The organism is Ancylobacter pratisalsi, from assembly GCF_010669125.1.
GTDB lineage: Bacteria > Pseudomonadota > Alphaproteobacteria > Rhizobiales > Xanthobacteraceae > Ancylobacter > Ancylobacter pratisalsi.
In genome coordinates, this window is record NZ_CP048630.1 from 1,990,896 (window position 1) to 2,013,575 (window position 22,680).

General features: G+C 67.6%; 23 protein-coding genes. 15 read left to right on the forward strand and 8 right to left on the reverse strand.

All coding sequences use genetic code 11. The features are described 5' to 3' along the window. Window positions 1-24: 24 nt before the first annotated feature. The 8 genes from G3A50_RS09430 (at window position 25) to G3A50_RS22615 (ending at window position 6,566) form a co-directional block, all read left to right on the forward strand. Complete coding sequence (locus tag G3A50_RS09430; protein WP_163075000.1) at window positions 25-1,635, forward strand: gamma-glutamyltransferase family protein; 1,611 nt, start codon at window positions 25-27, stop codon at window positions 1,633-1,635. A 44-nt stretch (window positions 1,636-1,679) separates the two neighbouring features. After that, entirely contained in the window at window positions 1,680-2,819 is a 1,140-nt protein-coding gene (locus G3A50_RS09435; protein WP_163075001.1) for an alpha-D-ribose 1-methylphosphonate 5-triphosphate diphosphatase, read from the forward strand. A 4-nt stretch (window positions 2,820-2,823) separates the two neighbouring features. Further along, complete coding sequence (locus G3A50_RS09440; RefSeq protein WP_163075002.1) at window positions 2,824-3,516, forward strand: DUF1045 domain-containing protein; 693 nt, start codon at window positions 2,824-2,826, stop codon at window positions 3,514-3,516. A 2-nt stretch (window positions 3,517-3,518) separates the two neighbouring features. Beyond that, window positions 3,519-4,163: an LbetaH domain-containing protein gene (locus G3A50_RS09445; protein WP_163075003.1), complete on the forward strand. Its 645-nt coding sequence runs from the start codon at window positions 3,519-3,521 to the stop codon at window positions 4,161-4,163. Window positions 4,164-4,247: 84 nt separating this feature from the next. After that, complete coding sequence (gene sppA / locus G3A50_RS09450; RefSeq protein WP_163075004.1) at window positions 4,248-5,222, forward strand: signal peptide peptidase SppA; 975 nt, start codon at window positions 4,248-4,250, stop codon at window positions 5,220-5,222. Between the two features lie 85 nt (window positions 5,223-5,307). After that, window positions 5,308-5,601: an integration host factor subunit beta gene (gene ihfB, locus G3A50_RS09455; RefSeq protein WP_163075005.1), complete on the forward strand. Its 294-nt coding sequence runs from the start codon at window positions 5,308-5,310 to the stop codon at window positions 5,599-5,601. A gap of 57 nt (window positions 5,602-5,658) precedes the next feature. Next, complete coding sequence (locus G3A50_RS09460; protein ID WP_163075006.1) at window positions 5,659-6,048, forward strand: LapA family protein; 390 nt, start codon at window positions 5,659-5,661, stop codon at window positions 6,046-6,048. A 245-nt stretch (window positions 6,049-6,293) separates the two neighbouring features. Further along, window positions 6,294-6,566, forward strand: coding sequence for a hypothetical protein (locus G3A50_RS22615; protein ID WP_246252297.1), 273 nt, complete (start codon window positions 6,294-6,296; stop codon window positions 6,564-6,566). A 53-nt stretch (window positions 6,567-6,619) separates the two neighbouring features. Here the strand turns inward: G3A50_RS22615 and cysW are convergent, their stop codons facing one another. The 3 genes from cysW to cysP form a co-directional block, all read right to left on the reverse strand. Continuing rightward, on the reverse strand, window positions 6,620-7,507 hold the full coding sequence (gene cysW, locus G3A50_RS09470) for a sulfate ABC transporter permease subunit CysW (RefSeq protein WP_163075007.1): 888 nt from the start codon (window positions 7,505-7,507) through the stop codon (window positions 6,620-6,622). Window positions 7,508-7,509: 2 nt separating this feature from the next. After that, window positions 7,510-8,331, reverse strand: coding sequence for a sulfate ABC transporter permease subunit CysT (gene cysT / locus G3A50_RS09475; RefSeq protein WP_163075008.1), 822 nt, complete (start codon window positions 8,329-8,331; stop codon window positions 7,510-7,512). 170 nt (window positions 8,332-8,501) lie between these two features. After that, window positions 8,502-9,521: a thiosulfate ABC transporter substrate-binding protein CysP gene (gene cysP / locus G3A50_RS09480; protein ID WP_163075009.1), complete on the reverse strand. Its 1,020-nt coding sequence runs from the start codon at window positions 9,519-9,521 to the stop codon at window positions 8,502-8,504. A gap of 261 nt (window positions 9,522-9,782) precedes the next feature. Here cysP and G3A50_RS09485 point away from each other — a divergent pair, with 261 nt between their 5' ends. The 5 genes from G3A50_RS09485 to G3A50_RS09505 all read left to right on the forward strand — a co-directional run bounded on the left by G3A50_RS09485 (window position 9,783) and on the right by G3A50_RS09505 (window position 14,934). Next, window positions 9,783-10,511 carry a phosphoribosylanthranilate isomerase gene (locus G3A50_RS09485; protein ID WP_163075010.1) on the forward strand — a complete coding sequence of 243 codons (729 nt, stop codon included), beginning with the start codon at window positions 9,783-9,785 and terminating at the stop codon, window positions 10,509-10,511. Further along, entirely contained in the window at window positions 10,508-11,719 is a 1,212-nt protein-coding gene (gene trpB, locus G3A50_RS09490; protein ID WP_163075011.1) for a tryptophan synthase subunit beta, read from the forward strand. The genes G3A50_RS09485 and trpB overlap by 4 nt, the downstream gene beginning before the upstream one ends. After that, on the forward strand, window positions 11,716-12,555 hold the full coding sequence (gene trpA / locus G3A50_RS09495; RefSeq protein ID WP_163075012.1) for a tryptophan synthase subunit alpha: 840 nt from the start codon (window positions 11,716-11,718) through the stop codon (window positions 12,553-12,555). Before trpB ends, trpA begins: the two co-directional genes overlap by 4 nt. A gap of 87 nt (window positions 12,556-12,642) precedes the next feature. After that, window positions 12,643-13,575 carry an acetyl-CoA carboxylase, carboxyltransferase subunit beta gene (accD, locus tag G3A50_RS09500; protein ID WP_163075013.1) on the forward strand — a complete coding sequence of 311 codons (933 nt, stop codon included), beginning with the start codon at window positions 12,643-12,645 and terminating at the stop codon, window positions 13,573-13,575. A gap of 15 nt (window positions 13,576-13,590) precedes the next feature. Next, complete coding sequence (locus tag G3A50_RS09505) at window positions 13,591-14,934, forward strand: bifunctional folylpolyglutamate synthase/dihydrofolate synthase (protein WP_163075014.1); 1,344 nt, start codon at window positions 13,591-13,593, stop codon at window positions 14,932-14,934. 146 nt (window positions 14,935-15,080) lie between these two features. Here the strand turns inward: G3A50_RS09505 and infC are convergent, their stop codons facing one another. Next, the gene (infC, locus tag G3A50_RS09510; protein ID WP_163075015.1) at window positions 15,081-15,605 is read right to left on the reverse strand and encodes a translation initiation factor IF-3; all 525 of its coding nucleotides are present in this window, start codon (window positions 15,603-15,605) and stop codon (window positions 15,081-15,083) included. Between the two features lie 331 nt (window positions 15,606-15,936). On the opposite strand from infC, the gene G3A50_RS09515 reads away from it, so the two are divergent. Next, a complete protein-coding gene (locus G3A50_RS09515) occupies window positions 15,937-16,746 on the forward strand; it encodes an alpha/beta hydrolase (protein WP_163075016.1) in 810 nt (269 codons plus the stop codon). Between the two features lie 6 nt (window positions 16,747-16,752). Here G3A50_RS09515 and rsmD read toward each other — a convergent pair whose 3' ends face one another. Together rsmD and G3A50_RS09525 are read right to left on the reverse strand one after the other, a co-directional pair. Continuing rightward, window positions 16,753-17,316: a 16S rRNA (guanine(966)-N(2))-methyltransferase RsmD gene (gene rsmD, locus G3A50_RS09520; RefSeq protein WP_163075017.1), complete on the reverse strand. Its 564-nt coding sequence runs from the start codon at window positions 17,314-17,316 to the stop codon at window positions 16,753-16,755. Window positions 17,317-17,329: 13 nt separating this feature from the next. Then, on the reverse strand, window positions 17,330-19,555 hold the full coding sequence (locus G3A50_RS09525; protein ID WP_163075018.1) for a pseudouridine synthase: 2,226 nt from the start codon (window positions 19,553-19,555) through the stop codon (window positions 17,330-17,332). 171 nt (window positions 19,556-19,726) lie between these two features. On the opposite strand from G3A50_RS09525, the gene G3A50_RS09530 reads away from it, so the two are divergent. Next, entirely contained in the window at window positions 19,727-20,197 is a 471-nt protein-coding gene (locus G3A50_RS09530; protein ID WP_246252418.1) for a nucleoside deaminase, read from the forward strand. 22 nt (window positions 20,198-20,219) lie between these two features. Here G3A50_RS09530 and G3A50_RS09535 read toward each other — a convergent pair whose 3' ends face one another. Continuing rightward, window positions 20,220-21,224 (reverse strand): patatin-like phospholipase family protein, encoded by a 1,005-nt coding sequence (locus G3A50_RS09535; RefSeq protein WP_163075019.1) that lies wholly within the window; start codon window positions 21,222-21,224, stop codon window positions 20,220-20,222. A gap of 106 nt (window positions 21,225-21,330) precedes the next feature. After that, window positions 21,331-22,596, reverse strand: coding sequence for a phosphoribosylamine--glycine ligase (gene purD / locus G3A50_RS09540; RefSeq protein ID WP_163075020.1), 1,266 nt, complete (start codon window positions 22,594-22,596; stop codon window positions 21,331-21,333). Window positions 22,597-22,680: the final 84 nt, after the last annotated feature.

Below are 22,680 nucleotides of genomic sequence, written 5' to 3' on the forward strand. Positions count from 1 at the left end.
AGACGACGCTCCTTGGGGGGTAACATGGCCGATCACGTTCACGAAAGCGTCCGTGCGGGACGGGGCATCGTTGCCGCGCCGCATCATCTGGCTGTGGAAGCCGGGCGCGCGGTGCTGGAGGAGGGTGGCAATGCCATAGAAGCGGCGCTGGCCGCGGCCGCCGCGATCGCCGTTGTCTACCCGCACATGAACCATATTGGGGGAGACGGCTTCTGGCTGATCCGTGATCCCAAAGGCCGTGTCAGCTATATCGAAGCCGCCGGCTATGCCGGAGCGAAGGCGACACAGGCCTTCTATACCGAGCGCGGCTATGACGCGATTCCACCGCGCGGCCCGCTGGCCGCCCTTACCGTGCCCGGCCAGATTGGCGGCTGGCAGGTCGCCCATGAACATGCGGCGCTAGTGGGTGGGCGCATGCCGGTGCGCCGGCTGCTGGAATCTGCCATCGAACACGCGCGCACGGGCAATCCTGTCTCCGCTTCGCAGCATCGCCTGACGCAGGAAAAGCGCGCTGAACTCGACCCCGTACCGGGCTTCCGCGAGACTTTCCTTGCCGCCGACGGCGCCACGCCGGCCATCGGGGCCACCCAACGCTTCGAACGGCTCGCCGACACGCTGGAACATCTCGGGCGTGCCGGGCTCGAGGACTACTATCGCGGCGATGTCGGCCGCGAGATCGCCGGTGATCTCGAACGCGCCGGCAGCCCGGTGACACGGGAGGATATCAGGGCCTACCGCGCGATCCGACGCGCACCGCTGACGGTGAAGCTCGCCAATATGGAGCTGTGGGCCTCACCCCCGCCCACGCAGGGACTTGCCACCCTCATCATCCTTGGCGTGTTCGAGCGCCTCGGTGTCGCCGCGCCCGAGGGCTTCGCCCATGTTCACGGGCTGATCGAGGCGACCAAGCGGGCCTTTCTGATCCGCGACCGGGTGGTGACGGACTACGACCACCTCCTCCAGGACCCCGATGACTTCCTCACCCCCACCGCGCTGGCACGGGAGGCGGCGGCCATCGATCCACGTCGCGCCGCGCCCTGGCCGCAGCCGGCCAAGCCTGGCGACACGATCTGGCTCGGCGCGGCGGATGCGAGCGGAAATGTGGTCTCCTACATCCAGTCGATCTACTGGGAGTTCGGTTCCGGGCTGGTGCTGCCGGGCACCGGCGTCCTGATGCAGAATCGCGGCACCAGCTTTTCGCTCGATCCGCGCGCCCGCAATCCGCTGCTTCCGGGTCGCAGGCCGTTCCATACGCTGAACCCGGGCATGGCACGGCTCGCGGACGGGCGTACCGTCGCCTATGGCTGCATGGGCGGCGAGGGTCAGCCGCAGACAAACGCGGCGGTGATGAGCCGCTATGCCATGTTCGGCGTGCCACTCGGCGAAGCGGTCGCCCGGCCGCGCTGGGTGCTGGGCCGCACCTGGGGCTCCGACCTCGTCAATCTGCGAATCGAAGGCGCACTGGACGGCGCCGTGGCCGAGCAGCTGGAGCGCGCCGGACACGATGTCGAGAGGCTGGCGGAGCCTTATTCGGACATGATGGGCCATGCGGGCGCCGTGGTGCTGCATCCCAACAAGGCCGGCGTTGAAGGAACTCACGATCCGCGCGCCGATGGCGGGGCGGCGGGAGTGTAGGCGGCTTCACGGAACGGTCACATCAACATGCGACAGGCGCGGCGATGGAAACGATTCTGACCAATGCTCGCCTTGTCCTGAAAGACCGCGTCGTCAACGGAACGCTGGTGCATGAGGCCGGCCTGATTCGCGCGGTCGAGGAGGGTCGCTCGCGGCTGTCCGGGGCCCGTGATTGCGAGGGCGCCTTTCTCGCTCCCGGCCTGATCGACCTGCACACCGACGCGCTGGAAGGCCATTTCGTCCCGCGCCCGAAAGTGATCTGGCCGGACGCGCGCGCGGCGGCACTCGCCCATGACGCGCAGATGGCCGGGTCGGGCGTCACCACCGTCTTTGACGCGATCTGCGCGGGCGGGTTCGACCAGGCCAAGGCCGACCGCCGCGTGCTCTATGACGTGATGCTGGACACCATCCAGCAAGGCGTGGCGCGCGGTATGTTCCGGGTGGAGCATCGCGTGCATCTGCGCTGCGAACTCACCGACCCGACCCTGCCCGATCTCGTCGAGCTCGCCCATTCCCGCGCCGCCGTGCACCTGGCTTCGCTCATGGACCACACGCCCGGCACGCGGCAGTGGCGCAATGTCGAGCACCTGAAGGTCTACCTGTCCGGTATCGGCAAGGGCGGCGACGACGTGGACCGCGAGGTGAATGAGCGCATCGAACGCGCCCGGGACGCGGTCGCGGACAATTATGCCCGCATGGTCGCGGCCTTTGCCGGCTCCGGCATTGTGCTGGCCAGCCATGACGACACCACCCCCGACCATGTCGACGAGGCGGTGGCGGCGGGCTGCACGATTTCCGAATTCCCGACCACGATGGAAGCCGCCAAAGCGGCGCGGCGGGCCGGCCTCGCCACCATAGGAGGCGCACCGAATGTCGTGCGCGGCGGTTCGCACTCGGGCGGCGTCTCGATGCGCGAACTGGCCGGCGCGGGACTGCTCGACGCCCTCGCCTCCGACTATGTGCCCGCCAGCCTGCTGCAGGCGGCGCTGGCGCTGACCCGTGCCTCAGGGCTTTCGCTGCCAGACGCCGTCGCGCTGGTGAGCGAAGCCCCGGCACGTCTCGCCGGCCTCGATGATCGGGGACGTCTGGAAACGGGCCTGCGTGCCGACCTCGTCGCGTTCCGGCTGATCGACGACACCCCCGTCGTCGGCGAAGTCACACGCGGCGGAGAGAGGGTGTTCTGATTTCATGAGTGAACCCCGTTACGCGATCTACTACGCCCCGCCCGCCCAAAGTCCGCTCTGGCGCTTCGGCTCCTCCGTGATCGGCTACGACGCCGAGACGGGGGAAGACTGTACTCTACCGGAGCTGCGACGCTTCGATGCCGAACGTTGGCGCGAGATGACGAGCGAGCCGCGCCGCTATGGCTTTCACGGTACGCTGAAGGCACCGTTCCGCCTCGCCGCCGGCCGCTCCGAGGCGGAACTGCGCGCGGTCTGCACCCGGTTCGCCTCCGTTCGCGCGCCCTTCGTCTGCACCGGCGTCGCCCTCGCCGTGCTCGGCCGCTTCCTGGCGCTGAAGACCGTGACGCCCTGCGCCGCGCTCGACCGGCTCGCCGCCGGCGCTGTCGCCGCGTTCGACGAGTTCCGCGCCCCGATGAGCGAAGCCGAACAAGAGAAACGGCTGCGCGCGCCGCTGACGGCCCGCCAGAAGGAATATCTTATGCGCTGGGGCTACCCCTATGTGCTGGACGATTTCCGCTTCCATATGACGTTGACCGGCTCGCTCGACGAAGCGGAGCGCGGGCTCGCCGAAGCGGAACTTGCCGCCCATCTCGCCAGTAGCGGCGCAGACGGACCCTTGATCGTGAGCGAGATCGCGCTCTACCGCCAGGAGAACGGCCCGTTCCGCCTGGTGGGGCGTTTTCCTTTCGGGAGCTGAGCGTGGACGTACCGAATGCGCCGCCCACGTCGCCGAAGAAGCTCGGCCTCGCGCCCCTGATCGATCCGACGGCCGAGGTGCTCCGCTCCGCATTCGGCCGCTACACCGAGGTCGGCGCGCGCACCAGGCTGCTGGAGGTCGCGCTCGGCGACTATTCCTACGTGGTCAACGATTCCGACATTGCCTATGCCTCCATCGGCCGGTTCGCCTCCATCGCCGCCATGGTTCGGATCAACCCCGGCAACCATCCGATGGAGCGGGCGAGCCAGGCTCATTTCACCTATCGCGCCTCGGCCTATTTCGACGATGTCGAGGACGAGGCCGCCCTGTTTGACCGGCGCCGCTCCCAGGGCGTCGTCATCGGCCATGACGTGTGGATCGGTCATGGGGCGATCGTCCTGCCGGGGCGGTGCGTTGGTGACGGGGCGGTTGTGGCGGCGGGCGCCGTGGTCACCAAGGACGTCGCTCCCTACACCATCGTCGCCGGCGTGCCCGCACGCCCGGTTCGCGATCGCTTCCCGCGCGCCATTGCCGCCCGCCTTCAGGCTCTGGGCTGGTGGGAGTGGGACCACGCACGGCTCCGCCGCGCACTGGACGACTTTCGCAGCCTGACAATCGAGGCGTTCCTCGAAAAGCACGGCGGCTGAACGCGTCGCACCTACGTCCCTTCCCGCACTTGCGCCGGCCGTCCCCGCTCGCTACCCCTTGGGCGTGTTGCCGAGGAGGGCCGGATGGCCGTAACCGCGATCGAAGTGGACGAGCTGCTGGCCCGCCGACGGCTGCGCCGCAAGCTGATCTTCTGGCGGGTCCTGGCTTTGCTCGTTCTGGTGGCGGGTGGCGTTGGCCTGTTCGCCTGGCTGAACGATGGCGTGTTCCTGCCGCGTTCATCCGCCCATGTGGCGCGGGTAAAGATCGGCGGCCTGATCCGCACCGAACGAGAGCGCGCCGAGCTGTTCGAGGCGATCGGCCGCTCGGGAGCCAAGGCGGTCATTCTCGCCATCGACAGTCCGGGCGGCACCGTCGTCGGCTCCGCCGCGCTCTATGACGAGTTGCGCCGGCTGGCCACGAAGAAGCCTATCGTCGCCGTGGTCGATGGCATGGCGGCCTCAGGTGCCTACATCGCCGCAATGGGCGCCGATCACATCATCGCCCCACGCAATGCCCTGGTCGGATCGATCGGCGTTATCTTCCAGTTCCCGAACTTCGCCGAACTGATGAAGACGGTCGGCATCTCCTATGAGGAGATCAAGTCGACGCCGTTGAAGGCGGCGCCCAACATGTTCGATCCCCCCACAGAAGACGCCCGCGCGGCCATACGCTCTCTGGTGGAAGACAGCTATGTCTGGTTCAAGGAGCTGGTGTCGGAGCGACGCCTGCTCAGCGGCGACAAGCTGGACATCGCCGCCGACGGACGCGTGTTCACCGGTCACCAAGCGCTGCCTCTGAGGCTGATTGACGAGATCGGCGACGAACGCACCGCGCGTGACTGGCTGGAGCGCGAACGGGGCATTGCGAAGAATCTTCCGGTGCGCGACTGGCACACCCAGCGCGCCGTCGACGAGTTCGGCTGGCTCGCGGGTATTGCTATCCGTCTCATGTCCCTGATCGGGCTTGAGGACTTCGGGCGCGCCATAATCGATCCGGCAAGCGGCGTCGCAATGCAGGCGCGCCTTGACGGTCTGTTGGCCCTCTGGCACCCTCGCTGAGACGGACAGGGGCCAAAGGCTTCCAAAATATGACGTTTTCTGGTTTTCTGACGAGCCGGACATAAAAAGAGGGGCGGGGCGTAGAATGATCAAGTCCGAGCTTGTTCAACGCATTGCGGAAGCCAATCCGCATCTATACCAGCGCGATGTCGAGAACATCGTGAATGCGATACTCGACGAGGTCGTCTCGGCGCTCGCGCGCGGCGACAGGGTGGAGCTACGCGGTTTCGGCGCCTTCTCCGTGAAGTCACGTCCGGCCCGCACGGGCCGCAATCCGCGCACCGGCGCACATGTGGCTGTCGACGGCAAAGCCGTGCCCTATTTCAAGACGGGCAAGGAGATGCGCGAGCGCCTGAACGGCGGCGTCGACCTCGAATGAGGCGGCGGGCGGTGCGCCGCGCGACCCCATCGAACTGACGATACCGAGGAGCCCATCGTGCTGCGTCGTATTGTGTTGATCCTGATCCTGCTGCCGATCTCGGTCGCGGTCATTCTTCTCGCGGTGGCAAACCGGCATTCGGTGTCGCTGCTGCTGGACCCGTTCGCCGGTGAATCCGGGATAAGCGTTCAGATTCCGCTGTTTCTGGTGGTGTTCGGCGCGCTCATTCTGGGCGTCGTGCTGGGCGGGGTCAGCGTGTGGCTCAATCAGGGGCGTTATCGCCGTACGGCCCGACGATCGCAGCGCGAGGCGCGTCGTGCCGCCGGAGAGGTGGAGCAGTTGCGCGCGGTTGCCGCCCGCACCGCACCGGCCTCGAAGCCCGCGGGTCTCTCGCTCGCATCAAGCCCGGCCACACCGGCACTCACGGATCGCCGCACCGCCGCCTGAGCCGGGTATCAGCGATCCGCGATTCGTCCCTGCCGATGAGATTTCAGACTTCCTTACCTCCCCCGCACTGATCGACGCGCTGGATCTCGCCTTCTAGCGCCGCATCGCCACGCCATCGAGCGGCCGGAGGGTGAGGCCACCTTGCTCCTGATGCCCGCCTGGACCGCCGAGGGAACCGAGGACGACGTGCTCGGTACCAAGCTCGTCAGGTCTTTCCCGGCAACGCCGCCCGCGGACTGGACAGTGTGGCCGGCTTGTACATCCTGAACTCGGTGGCCGACGCTCTGAAAGCGGAAGGCTTCGACGCTCATGCCGAAGCGGACCTCGGCGCGGCGATCGGCGGTGCGGATATCGTGACCTCCGCGACGCTGTCGCCGCGGCCGCTGGTCGAGGGTCGTTATCTGAAGCCCGGACAGCATGTCGATCTAGTCGGCGGCTTCACGCCGACAATGCGCGAAGCCGAAGACGAGGCGATCTATTCGACCTCGCCGCGGCCGAGCTGGTCTGGACGGTGCTGAAACGCTGAGATCCGGCACGTCCTCGTCCCGAGGAAGGAGCCGGAAAGCAGCCCTCAGTGTCCCGCCCTGCCCGCTACCTTCTCACGCGCGGCGTCGAGCTTCTCGATGATCGCCTTGGCGATCAGCGTCACCAGCGCAACGGCGGTGAGGATGGTCGCCACCGCGAAGGCGGCGATGGCATTGTTGTCCTGGTAAAGCAGCTCGATCTGCAATGGCAATGTGTTGGTCTGGCCGCGAATATTGCCGGAGACCACCGACACCGCACCGAACTCGCCCATGACACGCGCATTGCACAGCGCCGCGCCATAGAGCAGCGCGAAGCGCACATTGGGCAGCGTCACCAGCCGCAGGATCCGCCACCCCCCGGCCCCCAGCGTTACCGCCGCTTCCTCTTCCTCGGACCCCTGGGCGATCATCAGGGGGATCAGCTCGCGGGCGACGAAGGGTGCTGTAACGAAAAGACTGGCGAGGATGATGCCCGGCACGGCGAACATGATCTTGATGTCATGTTCCTGCAGCCACGGCCCCAGCAGCCCCTGCCCGCCATAGACGAAGAGATACGCGACGCCGGCGATGATCGGGGAGATCGAGAACGGCAGTTCCACGAGCGCCACGAGAAGATTGCGGCCGGGGAAGCTGAATTTGGCGATGCACCAGGCGGCCGCGATGCCGAAGCCGACATTGATCGGCACCACGACCAGCGCGGTGAAGACGGTCAGCCCGATCGCATATTGCGTGTCGGATGAAGCGAAGGAGGCGACGTAGGCCGCCGCGCCCTGGCGGAACGCCTCCGCGAAGATAACCGCGAGTGGTGCGATCAGCGCCAGGAGCGTCAATACCAGAACGGTCGCGATCAGCACGACGCGCGTGCGCGGCCCGTCGCCAACGCGGATGCGCCGCGGACTGTGGGACGCTTCGGGAGCGAGAGGTTCAGAGGCCATGGTCAGTCTCCCGCCCCGACCCGGCGCTGCTGCCAGAGCTGGATCATGTTGACGACGAACAGCATCACGAAGGCCATGCCGAGCAGCGTGGCGGCTATGGCAGCGGCGGCGGGATAGTCATATTCCTCGATGCGGATGAAGGTGAGCAGCGACACCACCTCGGTCGTCATCGGCCGGTTGCCGGCGATGAAGATGATGGCCCCGAACTCGCCCAGCGAGCGCGCAAAGCCCAGTGAAGCGCCGGTCAGGAAGGCGGGAAAGATCGCCGGAAAAATCACCTTGGCGAAAATTCTCAGATCCGAGGCGCCAAGCGTCGCGGCGGCCTCCTCGACATCGGCCGCGACATCCTCGAGGACCGGCTGTACCGTCCGAACGATGAAGGGGATGGAGGTGAAGGCCATCGCCACCGCGATGCCGATCGGGGTATAGGCGACCTCGATGCCGATATCGGCCAAGGTGCCGCCGAACCACCCGTTCTTCGCGAACAGCGCCGAGAGCGCGATGCCCGCCACGGCGGTCGGCAGGGCGAACGGCACATCGACCAGTGCGTCGAGCAGTCGCCGGCCGGGAAACTCGTAACGCACCAGCACCCAGGCCAGTGCCAAGCCATAGATCGCGTTGAAAAGCGTGGCGAGGGCCGCGGTCGACAGCGTCACCTGGAACGCCGCGAGCGTGCGCGCACCGGTCATGATCGAGATGTAACGCGCCCAGCCGACATCCATGGCCTGCCACACCAGCGCCCCGAGCGGCAGCAGCACGATCAGGCTGAGATAGAACAGGGTGATGCCGAGCGAGAGCCCAAAGCCCGGGACGACGCGGTTCAACGGCAAGGCTCCCTCTCAATGCCCGCGGTGCCGGAGACGCTTCCCGGCCGGGACAGGACCGGCCATGAAGCAAACCGAACGACATGTCCAGACGGGACGGGGCTGCGGTCCCTCGTCAGGCGATTTTCGCCGGGGACCAGCCCCGGCGATTCATCTTTATCGGCAGCGGGTCACTGCCCGACGAACAGCTCGTCCAGCTTGGCGCCGGAAACGAAGTGATCCTGCTGGACCTTCTTCCAGCCGCCGAACACGTCCTCCACCTTGACGAGGCGGACGGGGGCGAACTTGGCCTTGAACTCCTCGGCGACGGTGGGGTCAACGACGCGGTTGTTGGCCTCGGCCGCGATCCTCTGGCCTTCGGGCGAGTAGAGCCAGGTGAGATAGTCGGTGGCGATCTTCCGCGAGCCGCGCTTGTCGACCACCTTGTCCACCACGGCGACCGGGAACTCGGCGAGCAGGCTCACCGGCGGCACCACGACCTGGAAATTCTTGTCCTTGTAGGCGTCCTTCACGCTGATAACCTCGGCCTCGAAGGTGATCAGCACGTCGCCCTGCTCACGCTCCACGAACGAGGTGGTGGCCCCGCGTCCACCGGTATCGAACACCACGACATTGGCCAGCAGCTTCTTCACGAACGCGTCGGCCTGGGCGGTGTCGCCGTTGAACTTCTCAAGCGCGTAGGCATAGGCGGCGAGATAAGTGTAGCGCGCATTGCCCGAAGTCTTCGGATTGGGGAAGACGAGTTTCACGTCGTCACGCACCAGATCGTCCCAGTTCTTCACGCCCTTCGGGTTGCCCTCGCGCACCAGGAAGGCGGGGAAGGAGTACCAGGGCGAGGAGGCGTTCGGCAGGCGGGTCTGCCAGTCCTTGGCGACGAAACCCTTGTCGACCAGGAACTGGATGTCGGTCACCTGGTTGAAGGTCACGACGTCGGCGGCCAGACCCTCGACAATCGACCGCGCCTGCTTGGACGTGCCGGCGTGGCTCTGGTCGACCTTGATCTCCTTGCCGGTCTCGGCCTTGTACGCCGGCTCGAATTTCTTGTTGATCGCGTCGAAAAGCTCGCGGGCGATGTCGTAGGACGCGTTGAGGATCGTGCTCGGCTCGTCGGCGCGGGCCGCGGGCACAGCGGCGGAGAGCACGAACGGCGCCAGGGCGGCGGCAAGGATCAGGCGGCGCGAGAGGCGCATGGCAATTCTCCACTGGTCGCAACATGGTGCGGCAAGGGAGCGGATCGGGCCCCTGGCCGGCAAACCATATGCATATAATTTATGTGAAATAATTTAATTCACATTGCTTTTGGTGTAGCATGCGTAATACCGCGGCGGAAGGGGGTATTTGCGTTCTCCGGCAGGGTTCACCATCCGCGCGGGCGGGTCATCGCAATGACATCAAGACCTCGCCTCGCGCGACCGATCCGTGCTAATTGGCTTGCTTTCAAGGAGACCGCCTTGTCGCTTGAGATAAAGATCTGCGGGATAAACACCCCCGACGCGCTCGACGCCGCCCTTGAAGCCGGGGCGGACATGATCGGGATGGTGTTCTTCGCGCCGAGCCCGCGCCACGTTGAGCACGCGACCGCGCATGCGCTGGCCGAGCGCGCCCGCGGGCGCGCGCGCGTGGTCGCGCTGACGGTCGATGCGGATGACAGCGCTCTCGCGGAAATCGTCGCGCGCGTGCGCCCCGACATTCTCCAGCTCCACGGCAAGGAAACGCCCGCCCGCGTCGCCGCCATCCGCGCCCGCTTCGAACTGCCGGTCATAAAGGCGATCGGCATTGCCACACAGGCTGACATAGATGGTCTGAAGGCCTATGAGGGCAGTGCCGACTGGCTGCTGCTGGACGCAAAAGCGCCCAAGGGCGCCGCGCTGCCGGGAGGTAATGGAGTTACTTTCGACTGGACCCTGCTTGCCGGGCTGAGCCTCGCCACACCCTTCATGCTGTCGGGCGGCCTTGACCCTTCCAATGTCGGCGACGCGCTGAGCCTGATCCGTCCGGCCGGCGTCGACGTATCTTCGGGTGTGGAACGCGCGCCCGGCGTGAAGGATCCCGACCGCATCGCTGCCTTCGTGCGTGCCGCCCGCGCCGCCGATATCGAACCCGTTGACGCCATCCGAAACCCGGCCCGCGCCTGCGCGGCGTCCGCCCCCTATGCCAACCAGACGAGCCCCGCGTCGTGAATGTTCTGAACTCCTTCCGTACCGGCCCCGACGAGAACGGGCACTTCGGCATATTCGGCGGACGTTTCGTTGCCGAAACGCTCATGCCGCTGATCCTCCAGCTGCAGGAGGCCTATGAGGACGCCAAGGCGGATCCTGCCTACAAGGCGGAGATGGACGCCGGGCTGAAGCACTATGTCGGCCGGCCCAGCCCGCTTTATTTCGCAGAGCGGCTCACCGAGCACCTCGGTGGCGCCAAGATCTATTTCAAGCGCGAAGAACTGAACCACACGGGTTCGCACAAGGTGAACAACGTGCTGGGCCAGATCCTGCTCGCCCGCCGCATGGGCAAGGAGCGCATCATCGCCGAGACCGGCGCGGGCCAGCACGGCGTCGCCACCGCCACGCTGTGCGCGCGCTACGGGCTGAAATGTATCGTCTATATGGGCGCACTCGACGTCGCCCGTCAGGCGCCGAACGTGTTCCGCATGAAAATGCTGGGCGCCGAAGTGGTGCAGGTGGAATCCGGTGCCAAGACGCTCAAGGACGCGATGAACGAGGCGCTGCGCGACTGGGTGACCAACGTGCACGACACCTTCTACTGCATCGGCACGGTCGCCGGGCCGCATCCCTACCCGGCGATGGTGCGCGATTTCCAGTCCATCATCGGCCAGGAAACCCGCGAGCAGATGATGGAGCAGGAAGGCCGTCTGCCGGACAGCCTCATCGCCTGCATCGGTGGCGGCTCCAACGCCATGGGCCTGTTCCATCCCTTCCTGGATGATCCTGACGTCAAGATCTGGGGCGTCGAGGCCGCCGGCCACGGCATTCCCACAGGCCAGCACGCCGCCTCGCTGACCGGCGGGCGCCCGGGCGTGCTGCATGGCAACCGCACCTATCTGCTCATGGACGACGACGGCCAGATCGCCGAGGCGCATTCCATCTCGGCGGGGCTGGACTATCCCGGCATCGGGCCGGAGCATTCCTGGCTGCACGAGACCGGCCGGGCCACCTACATCTCCGCGACGGACCAGGAAGCGCTTGAGGCCTTCCAGCTGGTTTCGCGGCTTGAGGGCATCATCCCCGCGCTGGAGCCAGCGCATGCGCTGGCGAAGGTGATGGAACTCGCCCCGACGCTGCCGAAGGATCACCTGATGGTGGTCAACCTCTCCGGCCGCGGCGACAAGGACATTCCGCAGGTGGCGGAAATTCTGGGAACCAAGATATGAGTACGCGTCTCGCCACCCGCTTCAAGGCCTGTGCCGCTCAAGGCCGCGCCGCGCTGGTCACCTTCGTCACCGCTGGCGATCCCGACTACGACACCTCATTGGCGCTGCTCAAAGCCCTGCCGGGCGCCGGCTCGGACATTATCGAGCTCGGGGTTCCCTTCACCGACCCGATGGCCGACGGGCCGGCGATTCAGGCGGCGGGCCTGCGCGCGCTGCACGCCGGACAGACCCTGGCCAAGACCATCGCCATGGTCCACGCCTTCCGCGAGAGCGACGCCGACACCCCGATCGTGCTGATGGGCTACTACAACCCGGTCTATATCTACGGCGTGGACCGCTTCCTGGCGGACGCCAAGGCCGCCGGCGTTGATGGCCTCGTCGTGGTCGACCTTCCGCCGGAGGAGGACAACGAGCTGTGCCTGCCCGCGCTCAAGGCCGGGCTCGATTTCATCCGGCTCGCCACCCCCACCACGGACGACAGGCGCCTGCCGAAGGTGCTCGCGAACACGGCGGGCTTCGTCTACTATGTCTCCATCACCGGCATCACCGGCGCGGCAACACCCGACGCGGATGTGGTGGGGCAGGCCGTGGCGCGGATCAAGCGTCACACCAGCCTGCCGGTCGCCGTCGGCTTCGGCGTGCGCACCCCTGAACAGGCTGCGGCGATCGCGGCCGGCGCCGATGGCGTCGTGGTCGGGTCGGCGCTGGTCGACGCGCTGCGCGCCTCGCTGGATGCCGACAGCCACGCCACACCTGCGACCGTGCCCGCCGTTACCGAGCTCGTCGGCGCGTTGGCGCAGGCCGTGCGCGGCGCCGCCCGGGTCGCCGCCGAATAGGCGCGGCCTTTTCATCGCCCCTCTTGAGGCTTAGATGGTGGTCGGCGGGCCTCGCCGGCCCTTTCGCTTTCTTCCGGAGCCACGCCGTTGAACTGGATCTCGAACGTCGTCCGCCCGAAGCTGAACAGCTTCCTCAATCGCCGGGACGTGCCGGAAAATCTCTGGGTGAAATGCCCCGAGACCGGACAGATGGTGTTCCACAAGGACCTCGAGGCCAATCTCTTCGTGGTGCCGAGCTCCGGCTATCACATGCGCATGGATCCGACCGCGCGGCTGCGCTCCATGTTTGACGGCGGCAAATGGTACGATGTCGCCCTGCCGTCCGTAACGGCGGACCCGCTGAAGTTCCGCGACGAGAAGCGCTATGTCGACCGCCTGAAGGACGCCCGGACCAAGACCGGGGCGCAGGACGCGCTGAAGGTCGGCTATGGCAAGCTGGACGGTCTGCCGGTCACCATCGCGGTTCAGGACTTCAGCTTCATGGGCGGCTCGCTCGGCATGGCGGCCGGCGAGGCCGTCGTCACCGGCTTTGAGACCGCCGCCTCGCGCGGCACGCCCTTCATCATGTTTGCGTGCGGCGGCGGCATGCGCATGCAGGAGGGCATCCTCTCGCTGATGCAGATGCCGCGCACGACCTGTGCCATCCAGGAACTGCGTGAGGAGAAGCTCCCTTACATTGTCGTTCTCACCAATCCGACGACGGGCGGCATCACGGCCTCCTATGCCATGCTGGGCGACATCCAGATTGCGGAGCCCGGCGCGTTGATCGGCTTCGCGGGCCCGCGCGTGATCGAACAGACCATCCGGGAGAAGCTTCCCGAAGGCTTCCAGCGCGCGGAATATCTGCGCGACCACGGCATGGTCGATCTCGTCGTGCACCGCCACGAGATGCGCGACACCCTCGCCCGGCTCTGCCGCCTCATGATGCGCGCGCCCGCGCCCGGCGCCGTCGAAGTGGCTCCCCTACCCGTCCCGGCCGCCGAGGGTGAGACCAAGCCCACGGCACCGGCCGACGCCTGATCTGGAGTCCTATCCATGGCCGCCGTGCCCGCCACCGGCGCTTCCGTTCCCGGAAGGCCTCCGGTCGAGGACATATTCGACCGTCTGCTGGCGCTCCATCCCAAGCTGATCGACCTGTCGCTTGACCGGATGTGGCGGCTGCTGGAGCGGCTCGGCCACCCCGAACGCCGGCTGCCGCCGGTGATCCACGTCGCCGGCACCAACGGCAAGGGCTCAACCGTCGCGTTCATGCGTGCGGTGCTGGAAGCCTCGGGCCAGCGGGTGCATGTCTATACCTCGCCGCATCTGGTGCGCTTCAACGAGCGTATCCGCCTTGCCGGACGCCTCGTCGACGACGACGCGCTGAGCGAGGCGCTGGCCCGCGCCGAAGAGGCGAATGAAGGCGCGCCGATCACCTTCTTCGAGATCACCACCGCCGCCGCGCTTCTGCTCTTCGCCGAGGTGCCGGCCGATGTGCTGCTGCTGGAGGTCGGCCTCGGCGGGCGGCTCGACGCGACGAATGTCATCGACAAGCCCCTCGTCAGCGTCATCACGCCGGTCTCCATCGACCATGTCGATTTCCTGGGCGAGACCGTCGCCGCGATCGCGGGAGAGAAGGCAGGCATTCTCAAACGCGGCGTTCCCGCCGTGCTGGGGCGCCAGCCCGCCGAGGCGCTGAAGGTTATCGAGCGCCAGGCCGCGCGGCTGGGCGTCCCGCTGACCATCCAGGGCGAGCAGTTCCAGGCCTATGAGGAGAATGGACGCCTGATCGTGATGGACGAGGACGGTCTCGTCGATCTGCCGCGCCCGCGTCTCATCGGGGCGCATCAGATCGACAATGCCGGCCTCGCGGTGGAAGCGCTGCGGGTTGCCGGGCTCAAGCTCGCGCCCGACGCCCTCGAACAGGGGATGAAATCGGCCGAATGGCCGGCCCGGCTTCAGCGCCTCGGCCCCGGCCCGCTGAGCCAGCACGCGCCCGAGGGCGTCGATATCTGGCTCGATGGCGGCCACAACGCGGCGGGCGGCCAAGCGATCGCCGCCGCGCTCGCCGATATCGAGGACCGCGTGTCGCGTCCTCTGGTGCTCATCGTGGGCATGCTGGGAAGCAAGGATTCTGGCACGTTCCTGGCCCCGTTCGCGGGGCTGGCGCGGGAGCTGATCGCGGTTCCGGTGCCTGGCGATCACAAGGCGCAGCCGCCGGAAGAGGTCGCCGCCGCCGCCGCCGCACATGGCATCGCCGCGTCGACAGCCGCGAGCGTGGCCGCGGCCCTCGACGGGCTGAGGGACTATCCCGTCGGCCCGCCCCCGCGCGTGCTGATCGCCGGATCGCTCTATCTTGCCGGGGCTGTGCTGGGCGAGAATGGCAGTCTGCCGGACTAGCGGGCGCCGGCTCTCCCGAAACGGCCGGCCGCCCCACCATGGCGACCGACGCCGTGGGGATTGATCGCCGCAAAGGGGGCGTCACAAACGAAAACGCCTCCCTGCTGGACCGGAGGGAGGCGCCTCAAAGCTGTTGAAGGGCCGGCTCAGCGGGGAGCCAGCACCATAATCATCTGGCGGCCTTCAAGCGAAGGCTCCGCCTCGACCTTGGCCAATGTCGCCAGCTCTTCCTTGACCTTGTTGAGCAGCTTGTAACCAAGTTCCTGGTGCGCCATCTCTCGCCCGCGGAAACGCAGGGTGATTTTCACCTTGTCGCCTTCCTCGAAGAAGCGGTGGATCGCCTTCATCTTCACCTCATAGTCATGGGTGTCGATGCCGGGGCGCAGCTTGATTTCCTTGATTTCGACGACATGCTGCTTCTTGCGCGCCTCGTTGGCCTTCTTCTGGTTCTGGTATTTGAACCGGCCATAATCGAGGATCTTGCAGACAGGCGGAACTGAGTTGGGGGCGATCTCAACAAGATCGAGGCCCGCCTCCTGCGCCATCGTCAGCGCCTCGCGAGTCGGCACAACGCCACGGTTCAGCCCTTCAAGGTCGATGAGCTGCACTTCGCGGATGCGGATGTCTTCGTTGACGCGCGGGCCTTCCTTTTCCGGCGCGACGGGTCTCATGGGGCGACGAATGGTGGTCTTCTCCTCTTCCGTTGCGGGAGCATCTTCAAAATCGACGTTTCACCGCGCTTCGAGGGTGCCGGCCGGCTCAGTCTGCCGCGCGCATAAAACGGTCGCAGAACATCGTAACAAACCCGGCAGAAGTCAACGGCCGGACGCGTTCGAGTTCGCACCAACTCGCCCGGAGCCCGCCCTTCTGCCGGCAAAGGTGCCAGCGAACGTTGTTCGCGCCACACCATTGCCTGTAGTTGAAGATGGCGCGTCGCCGGCGAATCGCAACCCTTCCGCCCCAGCCGCCGCCCGCCACGCCCGCGAACCACAGGACGCCCCCATGACCGATGCCGCGCCAGCCGCCGACGATATGACCCCGCCGCGCTTCATTTCCGTCGGCTCGGACGCGCGCCGCATCGCGGTTCGGACCACGCCGGCAAGCGGCCATGCGGACGATAGCGCCGGGCCGGGCGTCCTATGGTGCGGCGGCTATCTGTCGGATATGCGCGGCACCAAGGCGGAGGCGCTGGCGCAATGGGGCGAGCAGCAGGGCCGCAGCGTCGTTCGCTTCGACTATTCCGGCCATGGCGAGTCCGAAGGCGCGTTCATCGACGGCACCATCTCGCGCTGGGCGGAGGACGCGCTCGCCGTATTCGACCGCGAAACGAAGGGCCCGCAGATCGTGGTCGGCTCGTCCATGGGCGGCTGGGTGGCGCTTCTGCTGGCACGCGCCCTGGCGGCACGCGGCGAGGCCGGACGCCTTGCGGGACTGGTCCTGATCGCACCGGCCCCTGATTTCACCGAAGCACTGATGTGGGAGGCTATGACGCCGGACATCCGCGCCGAGATCATGGACAGCGGCGTGTGGTACCGGCCTTCGGACTATGGCGCGCCACAGCCGGTCACCCGCGCCCTGATCGAGGATGGCCGCACCAATCTCGTGCTCGGCGCGCCTTTCGCCGTGGGCTGCGCGGTGCGCATCCTGCAGGGCGTCGCCGACGATGTCGTGCCGTGGCAGCACGCGATGAAACTGGTCACCTGTCTTGCCGAGGACGATGTGGTGCTGAGCCTGATCAAGGACGGTGATCACCGGCTATCACGCCCCGAGGACCTGGAGCGGATTCTCGATGCGATCGAAACCATCGCCTGAGCGCGATCACGCCGCGCCCGGCGCTCTCAGGAAGATGAGCTCGGTCTCGACATAACGCCGACGCTCCAGTTCCTCGAAACCCTCGGGCGCCACAAAGCCGGGCTCCGACGCTTCCTCGACCACCACCAGCGCGCCCGGCGCCAGCCAGCCGCCCTCGCGCGCGCTCAGGAGCGACTTTTCGGCGAGGCCGCGTCCATAGGGTGGGTCGCAGAACACCAGGTCGAACGCGTCATTCGCCAGCGCCACCCCCAACCGGGTCGCGTCGCGGCGAAAGATCCGGGTAATGCCGCCCAGCCCCAAGGCCTCGACATTGGCGCGGATCAGCCCACGGGGCTCGGAGTCCTCCTCGACGAAGACCGCGAACCTCGCCCCGCGCGAGAGCGCCTCCAGGGCCAGCGCGCCGGTACCGGCGAACAGGTCGAGCACCCGCGCGCCCTCCGCCGGGTCGCCATAGGCATGGGCAAGGACATTGAACAGTGCCTCGCGCAGCCGATCCGAGGTCGGCCGTGTCGCGGAAGAGGTGGGGCCGCGCAAACTTCGCCCCCGGAACCGGCCGCCGACAATACGCATGCTTCAGCGCACCTCAGCCGCGCGGCGGCCGGCCGGGACGCCCGCCACCTCCGGGACCCTTGCCGCCGGGACCTTTGCCACCCGGCCCCTTGCCGCCTGCTCCACGGCCGCCGCCAGGGCCCTTGCCGAAAGGTCTGCCGCCGCCCGGCTTGCCGCCCCGCGCGCCGCCCGGCCTTCCCTGCGGACGCTCCGCGCGATCGGGCCTGTCGCCAAAGCCACGCTTTTCACCGGCACCCCCTTCGGGGCGTTCACGACGCGGAGGCCGATCCGGGCGCTCACCGCGCTCGCGGAACGGACGATCCCCCTCGGGACGGGGGCGGAAGGAACGGCCCTCGCCCTCTGCCCGGCCCTCGGGACGGGGACCGCGCTCGCGGAACGGCGGGCGAGCCGGCCGCTCACCACGAGGCGCGCCGCCTTCTTCCGAGCGCTGGGGGCGGGCACGGTGCTGTTCAGATTTCACGCGGCCCGAGAACGGGCGGTCGCTGCTGGCGCCGCGATAGGGGCGCGCACCATCGGGCCGATCCGGGCGCGAAGGACGGTCCTGTCGGGGTGCCCGCTCAGTGCGCTCTCCGCGCTCGCGGAACGGACGATCCCCCTCGGGGCGGGGGCGGAAGGAACGGCCCTCGCCCTCAGCCCGTCCTTCGGGACGCGGGCCACGCTCGCGGAAGGGCGGCCGTTCCGCACGCTCGCCGCGCGCAAAGCGATCCCCATGCGGGCGCTCTCCTTGCGGGCGCTCGCGCTGCGGACGGTCGCTCTTGAAACGGTCACCCTTGGGACGGTCCTCGAGACGACGGTCACTCGAACGGCTGTCCTGCGCGCCGCGCTCCGTGCGTGGCCGCGCGGCGGGCGGACCCGCAGGCCGGTCATTACGGGGACGGAACGTCTTTTCCTCGGACGCACCACGCTCATCATCCGAACGCTCGAAGCGCGGGCGCGACGGGCGCGGTCCGGCCGCGGCACGGTCCCGGCTGGGCTTGCGCTCGCGGCTCGGCTTGCGGTCGGAAATGGGCCGCTCCTCGCCGGCCTCGAAAGGCGCCTCTGCCAGGTCAGGACGCTTGCGGAAGGTGCGCTCGCCGCCGCGTTCGCGTCCACGATCCTGCGGGGGGCGAGACGTGGGGCGCGAGGCGGTGCGCTCGGCCGTGCCGCGCGCGGGACGCACGGGGCGCTCCTCCTCGACCTCAGCCTCGTTGGAGCGCACGCGCTGCACCAGAACCTTGCGGCCCTTGCGGTCGGCGACCATTCCCGAGGTGACGCTGCGATCGGAACTCTCTTCGGTATCGATCGGACGGCGGCGATGACGGTCCTCGCTGCCCTCGGTCTTGGCATAGCGGGCGTTCTTGCCGCCCTTCAGGCCACCGCCCTTGACGGCACCACGGCCAGGCGCCTCTTCAGCCTCGGCATGGTCGAACAGCGGCCCCTCAAAATCCGCGCCGGCGGCAGCGGCAAGCGTCTCGCCGAGCTGGTCGGCGAGCACACGGGTGCGCACTTCCTCAATCGCGCCCTGAGCGATCTCACCCAGCTGGAACGGGCCGTAGGAGAGGCGGATCAGGCGGTTCACATCGAGGCCGAGGGCGCCGAGAACGTTGCGCACCTCGCGGTTCTTGCCCTCGCGCAGCGCCAGCGTCAGCCAGGAATTGGCACCCTGCACCCGGTCGAGCTTGGCTTCGATCGGTCCGTAATGCACGCCCTCGATGGTGACGCCATCGATCAGCGCGTCAAGCTTGTCCTGCGTGATCATACCCTTGGCCCGCACGCGGTAGCGCCGCAGCCAGCCGGTGTCCGGCAGCTCCAGCACGCGCGAGAGGCCACCGTCATTGGTAAGCAGGATCAGCCCCTCGGTGTTGAGGTCGAGCCGGCCGACCGAAACCAGGCGAGGCAGGCCCTGGGGCAGGATCTCGAACAGCGTCGCGCGCCCTTCGGGGTCGTAATTGGTCGTCACCACGCCGCGGGGCTTGTGATAGAGGAACAGCCGCGTGCGCTCCTTGGCGGGCAATGGCGTGCCATCGACGGTGATCGCATCCTCGGGGGTGACGACACGCGCCGGACTTTCCAGCACCTCGCCGTTCACCGCCACGCGCCCGGCCAGAATCCATTCCTCGATTTCGCGGCGCGAGCCGAGGCCGTGGCGCGCAATTACCTTGGCGACGCGCTCGCCCTCGCGCGGTTCCGCGGGTGCCGCCTCTCGCTGGGGGCGCGGCACGCGGTTCTGTTCCTTGCGGGGCGGCGTATTCTTGGGCATGTCATTCATCCGGTCTGCGGGCGGCGGGTGCTAGCATGTCCTGCGCCGCGAGGCGAGCATTCGACACGGCGAGCAATGGGCAAGGCACGTTTGAAGGTGACGCACAGGGCGCGAATGGGCGAAATCGAAGACGGCGAGCCGGCTGAAGCGATGCGGCTGGAAGGCACACAGATGGAAGGCACGTCTGCCGGCACGAAGGGTCGAGGCGACTTCATGGCGCTCGCTCTCGAACACGCCGCCAAGGCCGCCGCGCGCGGCGAAGTGCCGGTCGGCGCGGTAATCGTCCACCGGGGCGAGGTTCTCGCCGCCGAAGGCAACCGCACGCGCCAGCTTTCCGACCCGTCCGCCCATGCCGAGATGCTGGCGATCCGCGCCGCCTGCACGAAACTGGACAGTGACAGGCTTCCCGACTGCGATCTCTATGTCACGCTGGAGCCGTGCACAATGTGCGCGGGCGCCATCGCCTGGGCACGGCTGCGGCGGCTCTATTACGGGGCAGCCGACCCGAAGGGCGGTGCGGTGGAGAGCGGCGTGCGCTTCTTCAGCGCGCCCACCTGCCACCATGTGCCGGACATTTACGACGGCCTCGCGGCCACCGAGGCGGCCGCGCTGCTCAGGGCCTTCTTCGCCGCGCGGCGCTGAGACGCACGACATACGGACCCGCTCACCCCAGCACAGCTTCCAGCCGGCGCTTCACCTCATCCTTCACCGGTTCCGAGGCCTTCAGGATAGCGGTGGCGCGGAAGAACTCCAGCACGCGAAAATCGTTGACGTTCGGCCGGATCAGAATGTCTGGCGCGCCGGCCTTCAGTTTCTCGCCAACGATCGAGCTCGCCATGATCTGCAAGGTGGCGAACATGGCATCGAACGGGCTCGGCACACCCTTGGTCTCGGTGCCGTGCCCGCCGGTGATGTCCACCGCCAGCACGATGTCGGCCTTGGCGCGCAGCTGGTCGAAGGGCAATGGGTTCACCGCGCCCCCGTCGACCAGCGTATGCCCGCCATGGACCACCGGCCGCATCAGGCCGGGAATGGCGAGCGAGGCCGCGACCGCCGGCCGGATCGCGCCGTGCTCGAACATGCGCTCGCAGCGACCCCAATAGTCGGTCGCCACCACCTTGAGCGGTATGGCGAGGTCCTCGAAGTTCTGCGGCACCATCTCGGGCATGAAGCCGTCGATGAAATGCTCGGCATCGATCAGCACCGGATTGCCCAGTCCGCCGAACAGGTCGGCGAGGCGCCCCACGCGCGCGGCCAGCAGGCGACGCATCACCTCGCCCTTGTTGCGCAACGTCGCGGTGACGATGTGGCGAATCTCGCGCGCCGGCATGCCCGCGGCATAGGCGGCGGCGAAGAAGGCGCCGATGGAAGCACCCGCCATTGCCGTGGGACGCAGGCCAAGTTCGTCCAGCGCTTCCAGCACCAGAATATGCGACAGCCCCCGCGCCCCGCCGGAACCCAGCGCGACGGCGATGGTGGGCCCGCCCGCGCGCTTGGGCGACGTTGTACCGGCCTCGTGCCCGCCCGCGTCGCGGCCCCCGGAAGCGATCACACCGGGAGAAGCCTGCGGCGCATCAGGGTGCCCGGCTGGCGAAAGCTCCGCCCGCGAAGGCTCTGCCCGCGAAGTCTTGGCCGGGCGAGGGCGGGAGCGTGCAGGCGTTTCTTCCATGACTGGTCCCTGACGGCTTGATGCACGAAAATCCGGCGCCGAAGGACTTCGTAACATCACACGACGGCAAATCTTTGAAACGCCGGAGACGAAACCGCCTCCCGTGCTACTCGCCCAGCGCCCGCCAGGCGATGTCCGAGCGGCAGAAGCCCTCAGGCCAGTCGATCCGCGCCACCGCGTCATAGGCGCGCTCGCGCGCTTCGGCCACGTTGGCCCCGATGGCGGTCACGTTCAGCACCCGCCCGCCATTGGCGACAATGTCCTCGCCGACCCGCCGGGTGCCGGCATGAAACACCTTCACGCCGGGAATGGTCTGCGCCGCCTCGATTCCGCCGATGCGCGAGCCCTTTTCATACGCGCCAGGGTAGCCGCGTGCCGCCATCACCACCGTGATCGCCGCCTCCGGCTTCATCGCCACGGACAGTTCGCTCAGATTGCCAATGGCCGTGGCGTGAAGCAGCGGCAGCAGATCGCCATCGAGCCGGGTCAACAGCACCTGGCACTCGGGGTCGCCGAAGCGCACATTGTATTCGATCAGCTTCGGCCCGTCGCGCGTGATCATCAAACCGGCGAACAGCACGCCGCAATAGGCGCAGCCGGCATCGGCCAGTGCACGCGCGGTCGGTTTGATGATCTCGGCGAGGGTGCGGCGCTCCATTTCGGCGTTGAACACCGGGGCCGGCGAATAGGCGCCCATGCCGCCGGTATTGGGGCCCTCGTCGCCGTCGAACGCGCGCTTGTGGTCCTGTGCCGAACCGAAGGGCAGAACGGTCTCGCCCTCGACCAGGCAGAAGAACGACACCTCCTCGCCGTCGAGAAATTCCTCGATCAGGATCTCCGTGCCGGGCTCGCCCATGGCGAACACCTCGTCGACGCCCGCCAGGGCCTCGTCCAGCGAGGTCGCGACGATGACGCCCTTGCCGGCCATCAGCCCGTCGGCCTTCAGCACGATCGGCGCGCCGTTGCGACGAATGAAGGCGCGCGCGGCCTCGGCGTCGGTAAAGCGGCCAAAGGCGGCCGTGGGAATGTCGTGTGCCTTGCACAGCTCCTTGGTGAAGAGCTTGGAGCCCTCGAGCTGCGCGGCGGCCTGGCCGGGGCCGAAGACCGCAAGCCCCTCGGCGATGAGACGGTCGGCGATGCCATCGACCAGCGGCGCCTCGGGGCCGACCACGACGAGGTCGATGTCGTGCGATCCGCAGATCGAGACGATCGCGTCGGCGTCGTCGAGCGGCACGCTCTGGAAGCAGGTGGCATACTCGGCGATGCCGGGATTGCCGGGTAGCGCGAAGAGCGTCGTCAGGAGCGGGCTCTGGGCGAGCTTCCAGGCGAGCGCGTGCTCGCGACCCCCCGAGCCGAGCAGAAGAACGTTCATGCGCTTGTCTCCGAGCCACTTTGCGCCGGGCCGGCCATCGGTCGAACCGGCCCTGTCCGCGTTCCGCCTAAACGTTCAGGCGGT

Excerpts from the sequence above, each read along its gene's own strand:
- sppA (WP_163075004.1), top strand. The coding sequence starts at position 4,248 with ATGGCCGTAACCGCGATCGAAGTGGACGAGCTGCTGGCCCGCCGACGG.
- G3A50_RS09525 (WP_163075018.1), bottom strand. The coding sequence starts at position 19,555 with ATGCCCAAGAATACGCCGCCCCGCAAGGAACAGAACCGCGTGCCGCGC.
- cysP (WP_163075009.1), bottom strand. The coding sequence starts at position 9,521 with ATGCGCCTCTCGCGCCGCCTGATCCTTGCCGCCGCCCTGGCGCCGTTC.
- G3A50_RS09440 (WP_163075002.1), top strand. The coding sequence starts at position 2,824 with ATGAGTGAACCCCGTTACGCGATCTACTACGCCCCGCCCGCCCAAAGT.
- trpA (WP_163075012.1), top strand. The coding sequence starts at position 11,716 with ATGAGTACGCGTCTCGCCACCCGCTTCAAGGCCTGTGCCGCTCAAGGC.
- purD (WP_163075020.1), bottom strand. The coding sequence starts at position 22,596 with ATGAACGTTCTTCTGCTCGGCTCGGGGGGTCGCGAGCACGCGCTCGCC.
- ihfB (WP_163075005.1), top strand. The coding sequence starts at position 5,308 with ATGATCAAGTCCGAGCTTGTTCAACGCATTGCGGAAGCCAATCCGCAT.
- G3A50_RS09515 (WP_163075016.1), top strand. The coding sequence starts at position 15,937 with ATGACCGATGCCGCGCCAGCCGCCGACGATATGACCCCGCCGCGCTTC.
- infC (WP_163075015.1), bottom strand. The coding sequence starts at position 15,605 with ATGAGACCCGTCGCGCCGGAAAAGGAAGGCCCGCGCGTCAACGAAGAC.
- G3A50_RS09505 (WP_163075014.1), top strand. The coding sequence starts at position 13,591 with ATGGCCGCCGTGCCCGCCACCGGCGCTTCCGTTCCCGGAAGGCCTCCG.
- G3A50_RS09430 (WP_163075000.1), top strand. The coding sequence starts at position 25 with ATGGCCGATCACGTTCACGAAAGCGTCCGTGCGGGACGGGGCATCGTT.
- rsmD (WP_163075017.1), bottom strand. The coding sequence starts at position 17,316 with ATGCGTATTGTCGGCGGCCGGTTCCGGGGGCGAAGTTTGCGCGGCCCC.
- cysW (WP_163075007.1), bottom strand. The coding sequence starts at position 7,507 with ATGGCCTCTGAACCTCTCGCTCCCGAAGCGTCCCACAGTCCGCGGCGC.
- G3A50_RS09530 (WP_246252418.1), top strand. The coding sequence starts at position 19,727 with ATGGAAGGCACGTCTGCCGGCACGAAGGGTCGAGGCGACTTCATGGCG.
- G3A50_RS09535 (WP_163075019.1), bottom strand. The coding sequence starts at position 21,224 with ATGGAAGAAACGCCTGCACGCTCCCGCCCTCGCCCGGCCAAGACTTCG.
- G3A50_RS09435 (WP_163075001.1), top strand. The coding sequence starts at position 1,680 with ATGGAAACGATTCTGACCAATGCTCGCCTTGTCCTGAAAGACCGCGTC.